The 14,914-nt window shown below is 72.7% G+C and carries 9 protein-coding genes and 1 pseudogene; 7 read left to right on the forward strand and 3 right to left on the reverse strand.

Translation table 11 applies throughout. The features are described from left to right. The first annotated feature begins 90 nt into the window (after window positions 1–90). Complete coding sequence (locus tag ACN28C_RS00905; RefSeq protein WP_422771721.1) at window positions 91–2,139, forward strand: ABC transporter ATP-binding protein; 2,049 nt, start codon at window positions 91–93, stop codon at window positions 2,137–2,139. Then, window positions 2,136–4,007: pseudogene (locus ACN28C_RS00910) on the forward strand (ABC transporter ATP-binding protein); the annotation flags it as partial. The gene ACN28C_RS00905 and the pseudogene ACN28C_RS00910, both read left to right, overlap by 4 nt. Before the next feature lie 161 nt (window positions 4,008–4,168). On the opposite strand, the gene ACN28C_RS00915 reads toward ACN28C_RS00910, so the two are convergent. Then, complete coding sequence (locus tag ACN28C_RS00915; RefSeq protein WP_422771722.1) at window positions 4,169–5,098, reverse strand: aminoglycoside phosphotransferase family protein; 930 nt, start codon at window positions 5,096–5,098, stop codon at window positions 4,169–4,171. A 76-nt stretch (window positions 5,099–5,174) separates the two neighbouring features. Here ACN28C_RS00915 and valS point away from each other — a divergent pair, with 76 nt between their 5' ends. Together valS and ACN28C_RS00925 are read left to right on the forward strand one after the other, a co-directional pair. Further along, complete coding sequence (gene valS, locus ACN28C_RS00920) at window positions 5,175–7,787, forward strand: valine--tRNA ligase (protein ID WP_422771723.1); 2,613 nt, start codon at window positions 5,175–5,177, stop codon at window positions 7,785–7,787. 99 nt (window positions 7,788–7,886) lie between these two features. Beyond that, window positions 7,887–8,402, forward strand: a complete 516-nt coding sequence (locus ACN28C_RS00925; protein ID WP_422771724.1) for a M23 family metallopeptidase — start codon at window positions 7,887–7,889, stop codon at window positions 8,400–8,402. Window positions 8,403–8,467: 65 nt separating this feature from the next. Here the strand turns inward: ACN28C_RS00925 and ACN28C_RS00930 are convergent, their stop codons facing one another. Then, entirely contained in the window at window positions 8,468–9,505 is a 1,038-nt protein-coding gene (locus ACN28C_RS00930) for a hypothetical protein (protein WP_422771725.1), read from the reverse strand. A 287-nt stretch (window positions 9,506–9,792) separates the two neighbouring features. Here ACN28C_RS00930 and ACN28C_RS00935 point away from each other — a divergent pair, with 287 nt between their 5' ends. After that, window positions 9,793–10,659, forward strand: a complete 867-nt coding sequence (locus ACN28C_RS00935; RefSeq protein ID WP_422771726.1) for a helix-turn-helix domain-containing protein — start codon at window positions 9,793–9,795, stop codon at window positions 10,657–10,659. Then, window positions 10,650–10,865 carry a DUF397 domain-containing protein gene (locus ACN28C_RS00940; RefSeq protein ID WP_422771727.1) on the forward strand — a complete coding sequence of 72 codons (216 nt, stop codon included), beginning with the start codon at window positions 10,650–10,652 and terminating at the stop codon, window positions 10,863–10,865. Before ACN28C_RS00935 ends, ACN28C_RS00940 begins: the two co-directional genes overlap by 10 nt. Before the next feature lie 14 nt (window positions 10,866–10,879). Here ACN28C_RS00940 and ACN28C_RS00945 read toward each other — a convergent pair whose 3' ends face one another. Continuing rightward, complete coding sequence (locus ACN28C_RS00945; protein ID WP_422771728.1) at window positions 10,880–12,919, reverse strand: serine hydrolase; 2,040 nt, start codon at window positions 12,917–12,919, stop codon at window positions 10,880–10,882. A 139-nt stretch (window positions 12,920–13,058) separates the two neighbouring features. Between ACN28C_RS00945 and ACN28C_RS00950 the strand changes: the two genes are divergently transcribed. Then, window positions 13,059–14,906: a glycoside hydrolase family 3 protein gene (locus ACN28C_RS00950; protein WP_422771729.1), complete on the forward strand. Its 1,848-nt coding sequence runs from the start codon at window positions 13,059–13,061 to the stop codon at window positions 14,904–14,906. Window positions 14,907–14,914: the final 8 nt, after the last annotated feature.

The following is a 14,914-nucleotide window of genomic DNA, read 5'->3' on the forward strand; positions in this document are numbered from 1 at the left end:
GCGGCGGTCCGGCAGGTGAGGGCGACGGGCGGCGGCAGGTGACAACAACACGACTCAGTCGTCGCCGGTATTTGCCGATACCGTCAGGGGATGGTGCCGGATCGTGACGACGAGCCCACGGTCCGGGACCGCCCGGGGCTCCGACTGGCCGCCCGGTTGCGGGTGCGTCCGCCACGCAGCCTGTCGCGGCCCGTCCGACGCGTTGCCGGGCGGCCGATCCGGCTGCCCGGCGGCACGCTGCCCCGCAACTCCTTGCCCCGCAACCCGCTGCCCCGCAACCTCTGGCGGCTCCGGCGCTACCTCCGGCCATACCGTGGACAACTGGTCTGGCTGCTCCTCGCGGCGTTCGCGGCGACCGGGGCGGGCATCTGCGTACCGCTGGTGGTGCAGCGGGCGGTGGACGGCCCGATCGCGGACCGCGACCCCAGCGGGCTGCTCCGGTTGGGCGGGCTGGCGCTGCTGCTCGGCCTCGCCGAAGCCGCGTTGATCTTCATCCGGCGGTGGACCCAGTCCTCCTCGGCGGTGGGGATGGAGGCCACCATCCGGGACGAGATCTACGCCCACCTGCAACGTCTGCACATCGGCTTCCACGACCGCTGGCAGTCCGGCCAGTTGCTGTCCCGGGTGACCAGCGACCTGTCGGTGATCCGGCGCTTCCTCTCCTTCGGTCTGCTCTTCCTCGTCGTCAACGTCACCACCTACCTCGCGGTGGTGACCCTGCTGATCGTGCTGCACCCCGGCCTCGGCCTGCTGGTCGCGGCGGGCGCGGTGCCGCTCTTCCTGGCGAGCCGGCGGTTCACCCGGGCGTACCTGCTCGCGGCGCGACGGCTCCAGGACGAGCAGGGCGACCTGGCCACGCTGATCGAGGAGTCCGCGCAGGGCGTGCGCACCATCAGGGCGTTCGGCCGGCGGCCGGAGATGACCCGCCGGTTCGCGGCCGGCACCCGTACGCTGCACGACACCGCCACCGGCAAGGGCCGGCTGCTCGCCCGCACCTCCGCCCAGTTCGACCTGGTGCCGAACCTGATCCTCGGCGCGGTGCTGGTCGCCGGCGCGGTGGCCGTCGCGGAGGGCTCGCTCAGCATCGGCGAACTGGTCGCCTTCGTCAGCCTGCAACTGATGCTCATCTGGCCGATCGAGTCACTCGCCTGGATCATCGCCAACGCCCAGGAGGCGATGACGGCCTCCGATCGCATCTTCGAGGTGCTCGACACCCGCCCGGCGGTCGTCGACCGGCCCGGCGCGGTGGCCCTGACTCCGGCCGGCAGCGCCGGCCGGAGCGGTGCGCTCCGCTTCGACGGGGTCTGCTTCGGCTATCCGCAGGGTCCGCCGGTGCTGCGCGGGGTCGACCTCGAGGTGGAGCCCGGCGAGACGGTGGCCATCGTCGGCGCCACCGGCTGTGGCAAGACCACCCTGCTGTCGCTGGTGCCGCGCCTGCACGACGTCACCGCCGGCCGGATCACCCTGGACGGGCGGGATATCCGGGACATCCGCCTCGACTCGCTCCGGAGCCGGGTCGGGGTCGCCTTCGAGGAACCCACGCTCTTCTCGATGTCCGTCAGGGAAAACCTCACCCTCGGCCGGGCGGACGCCGACGACGACGAGGTACGCGCGGCGCTCGCCGTGGCACAGGCCGATTTCGTGTACGACCTGCCGTGGGGCCTCGACACCCGGATCGGCGAGCAGGGCCTCTCCCTCTCCGGCGGGCAGCGGCAGCGGCTGGCGCTGGCCCGGGCGGTGCTCGGCCGGCCCGGGGTGCTGGTGCTCGACGACCCGCTGTCTGCGCTGGACGTGCAGACCGAGGCGCTTGTCGAACGGGCGCTGGCCCGGGTGCTCCGGGACACCACCGCGCTCGTGGTGGTGCACCGGCCGTCGACCGTCGCCCTCGCGGACCGGGTGGCGCTGCTCGCCGACGGGCGGATCGCCGCCGTCGGCACCCACGCCGAACTGCTCCGCGACGTGCCCGCGTACCGGTCGGTCCTCGCCGCCGAGGCCGAGGAGACCGGGCCCGCCGAGGACATGGAGCCCGTGGGTGTCATGGAGCCCGTGGGCGTCATGAAGTCCGCCACGGCCACCGGTGCGGCCGACGCGGAGGATGCGGCCGAGCTGGCCGGCGGCCGAGGGCTCGTCCGGTCATGACGGCAGGCGGCTCACCCGACCACGCGACGGTCGGCCCGGATCTGGCCCGATGGCGGGGGACCGCCGCCGACCCGGAGGCGGACCGTACCGCCGCCGAGACCGGCACCGTGCAGGGGCTCGCCCGGCTGCGCTCCCGCAGCCGCGCCCTGCTCCGCTCGCTGATCCGGCCGCACCGTCGGCTGATCGGTGTGGCGGTGGCCCTGCTGCTGCTCCAGAACGCGGCCGGGATGGCCGGGCCGTACCTGGTGATGCTCGGCATCGACCGGGCCATCGGACCGCTCCGGGCCGGCGACGCCGGTCCGCTGGTCGCCGTGGCGGCCGCATTCGCGCTCGCCGCCGCCGCCGAGTACGCCGGCAAGCGCGGCTTCCTGACCCTCTCCACCCGGATCGGCCAGGCCATCCTGCTCGACCTGCGCCGCCGGGTCTACGACCACTTCCTACGCCTGTCGGTCAGCTTCCACGAGAGATACACCTCGGGCCGGCTGGTGGCCCGGCTGACCAGCGACATGGACTCGATAGCCGAACTGGTCGACGGCGGCATCGACGACCTCGTGCTCGCCGTGCTCTCCATCGTCTCGGTGGCCGGCGTACTGCTCTGGTTGGATCCGCCGCTGGCCGCCGTCACCCTGCTCGCCTTCCCGTTCCTGTTCTGGCTCTCCCGCTGGTTCGCCCGCGCCTCCGCGTACGCCTACCGGCGCACCCGGGAGACCGTCGCAGTGCTGATCATCCACTTCGTCGAGTCGCTCGGCGGGATCCGGGCCGTACAGGCGTTCCGCCGCGAGCCGCGCAACCAGCAGATCTTCACCGCCCTCAACGACGACCACCGGCGGGCCAACCTGCGGGCGTTCCGGCTGATCTCCACCTACTCCCCGGGCATCAAGGTGATCGGCAACGTCACCATCGCGGTGGTGCTGGCCTACGGCGGGATGCGCGTGCTGGACGGGCACGCCGAGATCGGCGTACTCGCCGCGTTCCTGCTCTACCTGCGCCGCTTCTTCGAGCCGATGCAGGAGCTGAGCCAGTTCTACAACGCACTCCAGTCCGCCACCGCGGCGCTCGAGAAGCTGGCCGGGGTGCTCGACGAGCGTCCGGGGGTACCGGAACCGGTCCGACCCCGGACGCTGCCGGCCGGCCCGGTCCGAGGCGCCGTCGACCTGCGGGCGGTGGCCTTCGGCTACCGCTCCGGCACCCCCGTGCTGCCGGAGCTGACCCTGTCGATCCCGGCCGGCCAGACCGTGGCGCTGGTCGGCGCGACCGGGGCCGGCAAGTCGACGGTGGCGAAGCTGGTGGCCCGGTTCTACGACCCGACCCGGGGCACCGTCGCCCTCGACGGCGTCGACCTACGCGACATCGCCGACGCCGAACTGCGTCGCGCGGTCGTCATGGTCACCCAGGAGAACCACCTCTTCACCGGCTCGGTGGCGGAGAACATCCGGTTCGGCCGGCCGGACGCGGACGACGCCGCCGTGATGGCTGCGGCGCAGGCGATCGGGGCGCACGACTTCATCGCCGCGCTGCCCGCCGGCTACGCGACCGACGTACACCGGCGCGGGGGGCGGCTCTCCGCCGGGCAGCGGCAGCTCGTCGCCTTCGCCCGCGCATTCCTGGCCGACCCGGCGGTGCTGATCCTCGACGAGGCCACCTCGTCGCTGGACATCCCGAGCGAGCGGCTGGTGCAGCGGGCACTGCGGACCATCCTGGCCGACCGGACCGCGATCGTCATCGCGCACCGGCTCTCCACCGTGGAGATCGCCGACCGGGTGCTGGTGCTCGACGGCGGCCGGGTGGTCGAAGACGGGCCGCCGGAGCTGCTCGTCGCCCGGGGTGGCCGCTACGCGACCCTGCACCGGCAGTGGTGCGACTCCCTGCTCCAGGGCACCACCGAACTCCAGGGCACCACCGAACTTCAGGGCACCACCGAACTTCAGGGCACCACCGACCCTGCCCGCCGGAGCCGGCACGGCGAGCCCGTCCAGCCCTGAGTCCCGAGCGTGGTCTCCTGGCACCCAGCACCGAGCCGCCAGGACCGTCAGCCCAGCCGAGGCAGCAGCAGGCGGGCGACGTCCAGGGCACGGCTCGCCGGTGACCGGGCGCCCGGGGTCCAGTCCTCCGCCGTCCAGACGTCCGAGAGCACCGCCATCACGAAGCCCCAGCCGACGACCCGGTCGATCGGCATCGCCAGCAGGTCGGCGAGCTGCTCGACCCGCGCCGGGACCAGCGCGGTCAGCGCCGGATCCCGGTCCTCCGGCTCCGGGTTGTAGAGCAGCGCACCGATCTCGAACCCCGGATCGCCGACCACCCCGTGCGGGTCGATCGCCAGCCACGGCTCGCGCTCCGCACACAGGATGTTGTCGTGGTGCAGGTCGCCGTGCAGCACCACCCGCCCGGGTGCCGAGGCGCAGAGTTCACGCATCAGGCCGCCGGCCCGGCGTACGAGGTCGGCCGGCAGCGGCCCGCCGTCACCGTGCGCCGCCAGATACCCGTCGAAGCCCACGGCGTAGCCGACCAGGTCGGGAAGCGGGCAGTCCGGTGGCGGGGGCACAGCGAGCCGCCGTAGCACCCGCGCCGCCACGGCGGTCGCCTCGTCGTCCCGGCCGGGCACCAGGTCCCGCAGCCGGCCGCCCGGCTCGGCCCGCTCCAGCAGCAGGGCACCGCGATCCAGGTCGGCGCGGAGCAGGCGTACGGCGCCCTGGCCGGCGAACGCGGCCAGCGCCGCCGCCTCGGTACGCAGCGACTCCCCACTCGGCACCCCCAGCTTCAGCACCGCCGGCCGGCCGTCGGCACCGGTCACCGCGACGACGAAGTGGTACGACAGCTCGTACTGCTCGCCGACGGTCAGCTCCCAGTCGGCGGCGAGCTCCGCGAGCGCCCGGGGCAGCTCGGCGAGCCAGCGGGCGCCGGCCGCCCCCCACACCTGCACCGCGTTGCGGGCCAGCGCATCGCTGATCACGACATCCACCCACCCAGTCTGCGTGGCCGGTCCACCGCCCCGGAAACCCGGCGGCCGGGCGGCCCGCCCGGCGTACCATCGGCCAATGACGGATACCGAGCGGTACCAGCGCGCCGGGATCCCCGAGCGGCCGAGCCTGGACGGGCTGGCCGAGAAGTGGGCCGGACGCTGGCAGGAGGAGGGGACGTACGCCTTCGACCGGACGAAGAACCGGTCGGACGTGTACGCGATCGACACCCCGCCGCCGACCGTATCCGGTGAACTGCACATGGGGCACGTCTTCTCGTACACCCACACCGACACCGTGGCCCGGTTCCAGCGGATGCGCGGCCGGACCGTCTTCTATCCGATGGGCTGGGACGACAACGGGCTGCCGACCGAGCGCCGGGTGCAGAACGTCTACGGGGTCGCCTGCGACCCGAGCCTGCCGTACGACCCCCGGTGGCAGCCGCCGCAGCGGCCGGTCGACGAGGCGGCCCGCCGGCAGCCCGTCTCGATCTCGCGGCGCAACTTCGTGGAGCTCTGCGCCTCGCTGACCGCCGAGGACGAGCAGGTCTACGAGGGGCTGTGGCGGCGGCTCGGGCTCTCGGTGGACTGGTCGTTGACGTACACCACCATCGGCCGGACCGCCCGGGCCACCGCGCAGCGGGCCTTCCTGCGCAACCTGGCCCGGGGTGAGGCGTACAGCGCCGAGGCGCCGGCGCTCTGGGACGTCGGCTTCGGCACGGCGGTGGCCCAGGCGGAGCTGGAGGACCGGGAGCGGCCGGGTGCCTACCACCGGCTCCGCTTCGAGGTGCTGGCCTCCGGGCCGGGCAGCGCCGGCACCCCGGTCGGCCCGGGGCCGGGCCGCGACGACCGGTACGTGCGGATCGAGACCACCCGGCCCGAGCTGCTGCCGGCCTGCGTGGCGCTGGTCTGCCACCCCGACGACGCGCGCTACGCCGACCTGGTCGGCGGCACGGTCCGCACCCCGCTCTTCGGCACCGAGGTGACCGTCTACGCCCACCCGCTGGCCGACCCGGCCAAGGGCACCGGGCTCGTGATGACCTGCACCTTCGGTGACCTGGCCGACGTGACCTGGTGGCGGGAGCTGCGGCTGCCGGCCCGGGTGGTGATCGGCCGGGACGGTCGGCTGCTCCCCGAGCCACCGCCCGGGGTCGCCCCGGCCCCGTACGCCGAACTCGCCGACCTGCGGGTCAATGCGGCTCGGCGGCGGATCGTGGAGCTGCTGACGGCCTCCGGTGACCTGCTCGGCGAGCCGACGCCGGTGACCCACCCGGTGAAGTTCTACGAGAAGGGCGACAGCCCGCTGGAGATCATCTCGACCCGGCAGTGGTATCTGCGCAACGGCGGCCGGGACGTCGAGCTGCGGGCCGCCCTGCTCGACCGGGGTCGCGAGCTGAACTGGGTGCCGGCGCACATGCGGCACCGCTACGAACACTGGGTGGGCGGGCTGACCGGCGACTGGCTGATCAGCCGGCAGCGCTATTTCGGGGTGCCGTTCCCGGTCTGGTACCGGCTCGACGACACTGGCGAGCCGGACCACGCCCAGCCTCTCACGCCCGACGAGTCGGCGCTTCCCGTCGACCCCAGCACCGACGTGCCGCCCGGTTACACCGAGGCGCAGCGCGGCAGGCCGGGCGGGTTCACCGCCGACCCGGACGTGATGGACACCTGGGCCACCTCGTCGCTCACCCCGCAGATCGTCGGCGGCTGGCTCGACGACCCCGACCTCTACGCCCGGGTCTTCCCGATGGACCTGCGACCGCAGGGGCAGGAGATCATCCGTACCTGGTTGTTCTCCACGGTGGTGCGCGCGCACCTGGAGGCCGGGGTGCTGCCCTGGCGCGACGCGGTGCTCTCCGGCTGGATCCTCGACCCCGACCGCAAGAAGATGTCGAAGTCCAGGGGAAACGTGCAGACCCCGATGGCGCTGCTGGAGGAGCACGGTCCGGACGCGGTCCGCTACTGGGCGGCGAACGGGCGGCCCGGCACCGACCTGGCGTTCGATCCAGGTCAGATCCGGGTCGGCCGCCGGCTCGCCACCAAGCTGCTCAACGCCTCCAGGTTCGCGCTCGGTCTCGGCGCCGGCGACGCCCTGCGTGCGCCGGCCGGCGAGCCGCTGGACCGGTCGATGCTCGCGGCCCTGTGCGGCGTGGTCGCCGACGCCACCGCCGCCTTCGAGCGGTACGACCACACCGAGGCGTTGCAGGTCACCGAGGCGTTCTTCTGGCGCTTCTGCGACGACTACATCGAGTTGGTGAAGGAGCGTGCCTACGGCGAGGGTCCGGGGGCCGAGTCGGCCCGTGCCGCGCTCGCCGCCGCCCTCTCGGTGCAGTTGCGGCTCTTCGCCCCGGTCCTGCCGTACGTCACCGAGGAGGTCTGGTCGTGGTGGCGGTACGGCTCGGTGCACCGCGCGCCCTGGCCGACGACGTACGAGATCAAGCGGGTCGCCGCCGAGGGTGACCCGGCGTTGCTGGAGCTGGCCGGCGCCGCGCTGACCCAGGTGCGCCGGGCGAAGTCGGAGCGAAAGCTGTCGATGCGCACGGAGGTGCCGCTGGCCGAGGCGCTCGGCCCGGCGGCGATGCTGGAGCAGCTCGCCACGATCGCGGGTGACCTGAAGGCGGCGGGCCGGATCGGCAAGCTCGACCTCCTTCCCGACCGTACCCCGGAGCTCGTCATCGCCTGCGCCTTCTGATCGCGGCGGGGGCGGTGCACGGGCCAGGAGACTTCCCCTGGCGGAAATCTTCTGAGATCGTCTCTCCAGGTGTTCAGAAGTTTCACCCTGGGAGGTCGGATGCGTTTCCGCGTGGCAACTCTCGGCACGGTCGGCGTGATGCTGGCGGCCACGGTCCTGGTCCCGGCCTCACCGGCCGCCGCCGCGCCCACCTTCCGGGTGCCGTTCCCCTGCAACCAGACCTGGTCCGGCCAGACCCGGACCAACCACAGCCCGCAGTACGCCATCGACTTCAACCGGGCCAACGACCAGGGCGACCCGGTCAAGGCCAGCGCCCCCGGCACGGTCGACGTGGTCGCCAACCTCGGCGACACCAGCTACGGCAGGTACGTCCGGATCAACCACGGCAACGGCTACACCACCTACTACGCCCACCTGAGCGGCTTCAACACCTCGGTCGGGGCCAGCGTCGGCTACGGCAAGACCATCGGCTACGTCGGCACCTCCGGCGGCTCGACCGGGCCACACCTGCACTACGAGCAGCGGCACAACGGCAGCGCCGTCAAGGCCCGGTTCAACGGCAACCTGGCCCTCTATTTCGGCACGAAGAACTACACCCGGACGGTCGGCTGCTAGCTCGCCACGCGTCAGCGCTGATCGCCGCATCAGCGCTGGCCGCTGCATCAGCGCTGGCCGCTGCATCAGCGCTGGTCTGCCCGCCAGCCGGCGGCAACGAGTCCGGCCCGCAGTTGGCCGGCCACCTCGGCCGGCCGGCCGCGCACCGCCGAGGCGGTGAAGCGCAGGATTCGGTCCCCGGCGATCCAGATGTCGTTCTGCCGGCGCAGGTCGGCCTCCCAGTGCCGGGCATCCATGTGGTGCGCGCCGTCGACCTCGACGTGCAGCCGCCACTGCCGCCAGTACGCGTCCAGATAGCGGACGCGTCCGCTGGCATCGACCCGCCGTTGCTGGAGGTCCGGAGGAGGCAGCCGGAACCTGCGGCAGAGCGCCACGAAGTCGAGCTCCGAGAGCGCCTGGGCACCGCCGGAGATGTCGTCGAGGGTGCGCAGGAGCAGGAGCCGGCGTCGCAGTCTCGGCAGCTCGGTCACCACCGCACGGATCTCCTCGGCCGTCGTACGCCGCTGCTGGCAGCCGGCGGCAAGGATGGTCCGCGCCTCGTCGTCCGAGCGCGCCCAGCCCGCCCCGTCGGCCAGGGCCCGCGCCACCGTCGTACGCATCGGCCGGCCGACCTGCAGGTGCGACTCGGGCAGGGTCGTGGTGCGGTGCACCAGCACGGCCGGCATGTCCAGCGGTAGCCGGCGCAGGATGTCGGGCGCCTTCCGGGCAGCCGGGATGAGCACGTGCAGTGGCTCCCGACGGAGTCCTCGTACGCCGGCTTCGGTGGCGGCGGTGGCCCCGGCGAGTACGGCACCGCTGCCGGCGGCGAGCACCGCCACCCACAACTGCTGGTCGCGGGTGAGTCGGCCGTTGCCGGTCAGCAACACGTTGCGGCTGATCGAACGCCATCGGCCCGAGCTGACCAGCCCCCGAACCGTCCCCCGGCTCAGCAGCTCCGTCGCCTGCCGGCCGGTCAGCACGCCGGCCTGCTCGAAAGCCAGCCAGTCGAGCTCGGCCGCCCCGTCGCCGGGCAATCCGCCCAACCCGACCACACCAACCGGAGTCCTCCCCCACACCACCACCCCACCCACCCTGCCCAGCCCACCCTCCCCAAGCAATCCCACACCCCTCCACCTGTGGACAACCCCGGATTCCCCAAGATCTTCGGTAAGTTATGGCGCGCCCCGAACCACAGATTTCCAAGATCCTGGAACTGTCCGGCCCGGGGTCGTGTGTGATGGGTGGTTTGTGATAGATCTGTGTGTAAGCCGGTTACGGGTGCGGACCACCCTTTGAGGCCCACGTCGGGACAGAGCCCTTCGTCACCACCTGGAAGCTCCCTCCACGGCCACGCTCCACCAGGCCGTCGACTTGGAGCAATGACTCCCCGAGTCCTTTCGAGAGGTGACCCGTGTCCCGTCCCGCCCGCGAGCCCGCGCACCCGACCCTCCGCCAACAGTGGCTCGCCCACCAGCTCCGCGAGCTGCGCCAGCAACGCGGGCTCACCCTCGAGGAGGCGGCGGCCTACCTCGGGTACGACCGCTCCTACCTGGCCCGCTGCGAACGCTCCGAGTGGCCCTTCAAACGCGACATCGTCCTCGGTCTGCTCGACTGCTATCAGGTGTGGGATCCGGACAAGCGCGCCCGGCTGCTCCGCGAGCAGGAGGAGGCTTGGCGGGTCGATATCTTCGACACCGACTTCACCGGCTCGATCTACGACAGCTCCGGTGTCAACCTGACCTGGCTCGAAGAACGCGCCGAGCTGATCTGCACGTATGTCACCCAGATCCTCCCCGGCCTGCTCCAGAGCAGGGACTACGCCGCAGCGGTGATGCGACTGTATGACGCTTCCGATGACCCGGTCGACCGGTGGGTCGAACGGAGAATGACCCGGCAGCAGATCCTCAGCCGGGCGAAGCCGGCGCGGCTCTCCGCCGTCATTGACGAGTCCGCCCTACGTCACCCGATCGGCGGCCCCACGGTCATGCGCCGCCAGCTCGCAGCCCTCGTCAAGGCAGGCGGTGAACGAAACGTCGAGATCCGCGTCCTACCGCCGACGGCTGTGCGACCGGAGGGTGCCTGGGGCCAGTTCATGGTGCTCCAGTTACCCGAGCCGCATCCGTCGGTCGGCTACCTGGAAAATGTCGGAGGCCGGTTCTACTTCGAGTCGCCCAAGAGCAAGCGATTCATAACCGCCTACCATCGGCTTCGGGAGGCCGCCCTGTCGCCGGGCGAGTCGGCGGAGCTGATCGCGGCGGTCGCGGAGGAGTGGGCATGAGCACCATCAAGGCCGCCTGGCACATCAGCTCGAAGAGTGACGCCTCCGCGACCAGTTGCGTGGAGGCGGGGCCGCTGGTGGATGGGTCGGGGCGGGTCGCGGTGCGGCACAGTCATCACCCGGACGGGCCGGTGATCGTCTACGCCCGCGCCGAGTGGGACGCCTTCCTGGCCGGCGCCAAGGACGGTGAGTTCGATTTCCGATAGCAACGCCCTTCCGATCAACGCCTCGACGTGGTCCAGCCGACGGCGGTGAACCGGGCCGCGTCGGTGCCCTCGCCGGAGAAGAGCAGGCCGTTGGTGCCGACCACCAGCAGATTGTCGACGTAGACGCCCCGGCCCCGGGAGCTGACGTCGGTGGCGTAGCTCCAGCGCAGGTCGGTGGCGCCGGCCGGCAGCTCGGCGAGCGCCTGCCACCAGCGCCGGCCCCCGTAGCCGGTGACCGAACCCTCGGCGGTCCACCGCCCGCCCGGCCCGAGCAGGGTCACGTCGACCGGCGCCCAGGTCTCGCCGCCGTCGGCCGAGGTCTGGAAGTGCAGCACGTCGTAGCGCGGCTCGGTGTCGTACCAGAGGTGGAAGCTGGCAACCGCCGTGCGGCCGGCGGCGCGGCGCAGTGGCGCGGTGAGGGTGACGCCGCCGCCGTCGCGGTCGTCCGCGCGCCAGGCGGTGCCGCCCAACGGCGGCCGGACCGGGATCGCGTTCGCCAGGTCGGCGGCGAGCGCCCGCCGGGCCACGTTGTTGCTGCCCCAGTTCCGGTCCGGGTGCACCCGGTTGGTCAGCAGGACCAGGAAGGTGTGCGACAGCGGGTCGATCACGATCGAGGTGCCGGTGAAACCGGTGTGCCCGAAGGTGACCGGCGAGGCGAGCCCGCCCATGTACCAGTGCTTGTTCAGCTCCAGGCCCAGCCCTCGGTCGCTCTCCGGATAGCGGGCCTCCAAACCGGCGTTGTAGTTGACAAGCATGTCCCGCACGGTCGACTCGCGGAGGATCCGGGCGCCCCGGTATTCGCCGCCGTTCAGCAGCATCTGGCAGAAGATGGCCAGGTCGGCGGCGGTGGAGAAGAGGCCGGCGTGCCCGGCCACCCCACCGAGGGACCAGGCGTTCTCGTCGTGCACCTCGCCCCAGACCATGCCCCGGTCGGCGTACGGCTGGTATTCGGTGGCGGCGATCCGATGCCGCAGCGCCGCCGCCGGGTTGTAGCCGGTGTCGCGCATCCGCAGCGGCCCGGTCACCTCGGCGGCGACGAGCTGCTCCAGCGGGCGGCCGGTCACCCGCTCCACGAGTACGCCGAGCGCGATCAGCCCCAGGTCGGAGTAGACATACTGGTTGCCGGGGCTGGCACCGGAGGCGAACGGGGTGGCCAGGGCCGCCGCCTCCCGCTCCTCCGGGGTCGGATAGCTGCTCCACAGTGGCGCGAAGGCGGGCAGCCCACCGGTGTGGGTGAGCAGCATCCGTACCGTCACCGCCTCCTTGCCACCGGCGGCGAACTCGGGCAGGTAGTCGGCGACCGGTGCGTCGAGGTCGACGGCGCCGCGCTCGACCTGGCGCAGCGCCACCACCGTGGTGAAGAGCTTGGAGATCGAGGCGAGGTCGAAGATGGTGTCCTTGCGCATCGGAATCTGCTGGTCGGCCGGCAGCTCGACGCCGACCCGCTCCGGCGTCGGGCCCACGGACGCGTACCTGACCGCCGTGCCGACGGCCTCGTGCGCGACCACCACGCCGTCCTTGGCGGCGAGCAGCACCGCACCGGCGTACGTCGGAAAGCTCGGGTGGTCCGGGGTTGGCGCGAGGTACGCCTCGGCGTCGGCGCGCAGTCGATCGACATACTCGGGTAGCAGGCCGACCTGCTGGGGCCGGCCGCTCCGCAGGATGTGCCGGGTGAAGCGGACGTCCTCCGGGTCGACGGTCGGCGGCCCGGACTGCCGACCCGCCACCTCCCGAGCAGCCGACACCGGCTGACCCACCCTCGGCCTGGTCGACGCCCGCCCGACCTTCGGGCCCGCCAGCGCCTGCCCGACCTTCGGGCCCGCCAGCGCCTGCCCGACCTTCGGGCCCGCCAGCGCCTGCCCGACCTTCGGACCGGCGGTGGCCGGGGACGGCGCGACGAGCGCCGGCGCCAGCAGCAGCGTCGTGGCCAGCAGCAGCGTCGTGGCCAGCAGCAGCGTCGTGGCCAGCGCGGGCACGCCGGTCGGGCTCCCCGCCGCCCCACGCTCCGGGGCGCCACCGCCGAGCCCGATCGGGCCGATCCTCCGCCGACGCATCGGCACACCTCCCCGCATCGATGCCAGGTACCGACAAGCATGAAGCTTTCCTTCGCCTCTGGCAATAACAGGGAAGTTTCTTGCCTCGCACCGTGCGGGGCCACTAGCTTATGTAGACGAATCGATCCATGGAGGCGCCATGCGAGCCCGGCTACTGGCCTCGACCGTCGCGACCGCCCTACTCGTCGCCGGTGGCGCCGGTGGCGCCGGCACGCCCGCCCAGGCCGCACCGCCGCAGGCGGCGATCCCCCCGGCGTCGTGGGCCAACACAGCCACGGTGGATCGACTGGTCGCCCGGATGAGCCTGCCGGAAAAGGTCGGCCAGCTCTTCGCCACCTACGTCTACGGCGGGTCCGCCACCGCGCCGAGCGCGTCCGACGCCGCCGCCAACCGCCAGGCGTACGGCGTCGACACCGGGGCCGAGGTGGTCGCCAAGTACCACCTCGGCGGGGTCATCTACTTCACCTGGTCGCACAACCTCGACTCGGTCCGGCAGATCGCCACCCTCTCCAACGGGCTACAGGCGAGCGCCGCCGCCAGCGGCCCCCGCATCCCGCTACTCATCTCCACCGACCAGGAACACGGCGTCGTGCAGCGGATGCCGGCACCGGCCACCCTCTTCCCCGGCAACATGGCGCTGGGCGCCGGGCGGAGCCTGGTCGACGCGTACACGGCGGCCCGGATCACCGGGCGGGAGCTGCGGGCGGTCGGCATCCGGCAGGCCTGGGCACCGTCGGCCGACGTCAACGTCAACCCGGCCAACCCGGTGATCGGGGTACGCTCCTTCGGCTCCGACCCGTTGCTGGTGGCCGGGATGACCGCCGCGCAGGTGGTCGGCTTCCAGCAGGGCGCCGGGGTGAGCGTCGCGGCGAAGCACTTCCCCGGGCACGGCGACACCCACGACGACAGCCACACCGCGCTGCCCGTGATCGAGCACACCCGCGCCGAGTGGCAGCGGCTCGACGCGCCGCCGTTCCGGGCCGCCGTCGCCGCCGGGGTGGACACGGTCATGACGGCGCACATCGTCGTACCGTCGCTGGACCCCTCCGGCGATCCCGCCACGCTCTCCGCGCCGATCCTCACCGGACTGCTCCGCGAGCAGCTCGGTTTCCGGGGCGTGGTGGTGACCGACTCGCTCGGCATGGCCGGGGTACGCCAGAAGTACGGCGACGAACGCGTACCGGTGCTCGCCCTCAAGGCCGGCGCCGACCTGCTGCTCATGCCGCCGGACCTGGATCTCGCGGTCACCTCCGTGCTGGCCGCCGTCGCCTCCGGCGAGCTTCCCGAGGCCCGGATCGACCAGTCGGTGCGCCGGATCCTCACCCTCAAGCAGCGCCGGGGCCTCCTTGACGGCGTGCCAACGGTCGACCCGGCCGCCGCCGAGCGGACCGTCGGGCAGCCCGCCCACCAGGCCGCACTCCGGGAGATCACCGACCGCACCGTCACCGCGCTGCGCAACGACGCCAGGCTGCTGCCGCTGCCCCGCGCCGACCGGTCGGTCCTGGTCACCGGCTGGAACTCCAGCGCCTTCGACAACGTCGGCGCCCTCGCCGCCGCGCTGGCCGCCCGGGGCAACCGCAGCACCGCACTGCCGACCGGGCTGCCCAACGACGCGAAGATCGCCGAGGCGGTGGCGGCGGCCGAGGCCAGCGACCTGACCGTGGTGCTGACCCAGAAGGCCTTCGACACCACGGTCACCGACCCGAACGCCCGGCAGCAGAAACTGGTGCACGCGCTCGCCGCCACCGGCCGGCCGGTGCTGGTGGTCGCCGTCCGGGACGCGTACGACCTCGGGCACTTCGACGACGTGCCGACCCAGCTCGCCACCTTCGCCTACACGAAGGCGTCGATGGAGGCGCTGGCCCGGGTACTCACCGGCGAGGTGGCACCGCGCGGCAGGCTTCCGGTCGGCGTACCCGATCCGGCCGACCCGGCGACGGACCGCTACCCGTACGGACACGGCCTCACCTGGCGGCTCCCCCGCTAGTGCGTTGT

It is taken from the genome of Plantactinospora sp. WMMC1484 (assembly GCF_049315195.1).
Classification (GTDB): Bacteria; Actinomycetota; Actinomycetes; order Mycobacteriales; family Micromonosporaceae; genus Plantactinospora.

What these genes read in the sequence shown, in the direction of transcription:
- ACN28C_RS00925 (WP_422771724.1), top strand. Translation starts at nt 7,887, where the DNA reads ATGCGTTTCCGCGTGGCAACTCTCGGCACGGTCGGCGTGATGCTGGCG.
- ACN28C_RS00950 (WP_422771729.1), top strand. Translation starts at nt 13,059, where the DNA reads ATGCGAGCCCGGCTACTGGCCTCGACCGTCGCGACCGCCCTACTCGTC.
- ACN28C_RS00905 (WP_422771721.1), top strand. Translation starts at nt 91, where the DNA reads ATGGTGCCGGATCGTGACGACGAGCCCACGGTCCGGGACCGCCCGGGG.
- valS (WP_422771723.1), top strand. Translation starts at nt 5,175, where the DNA reads ATGACGGATACCGAGCGGTACCAGCGCGCCGGGATCCCCGAGCGGCCG.
- ACN28C_RS00945 (WP_422771728.1), bottom strand. Translation starts at nt 12,919, where the DNA reads ATGCGTCGGCGGAGGATCGGCCCGATCGGGCTCGGCGGTGGCGCCCCG.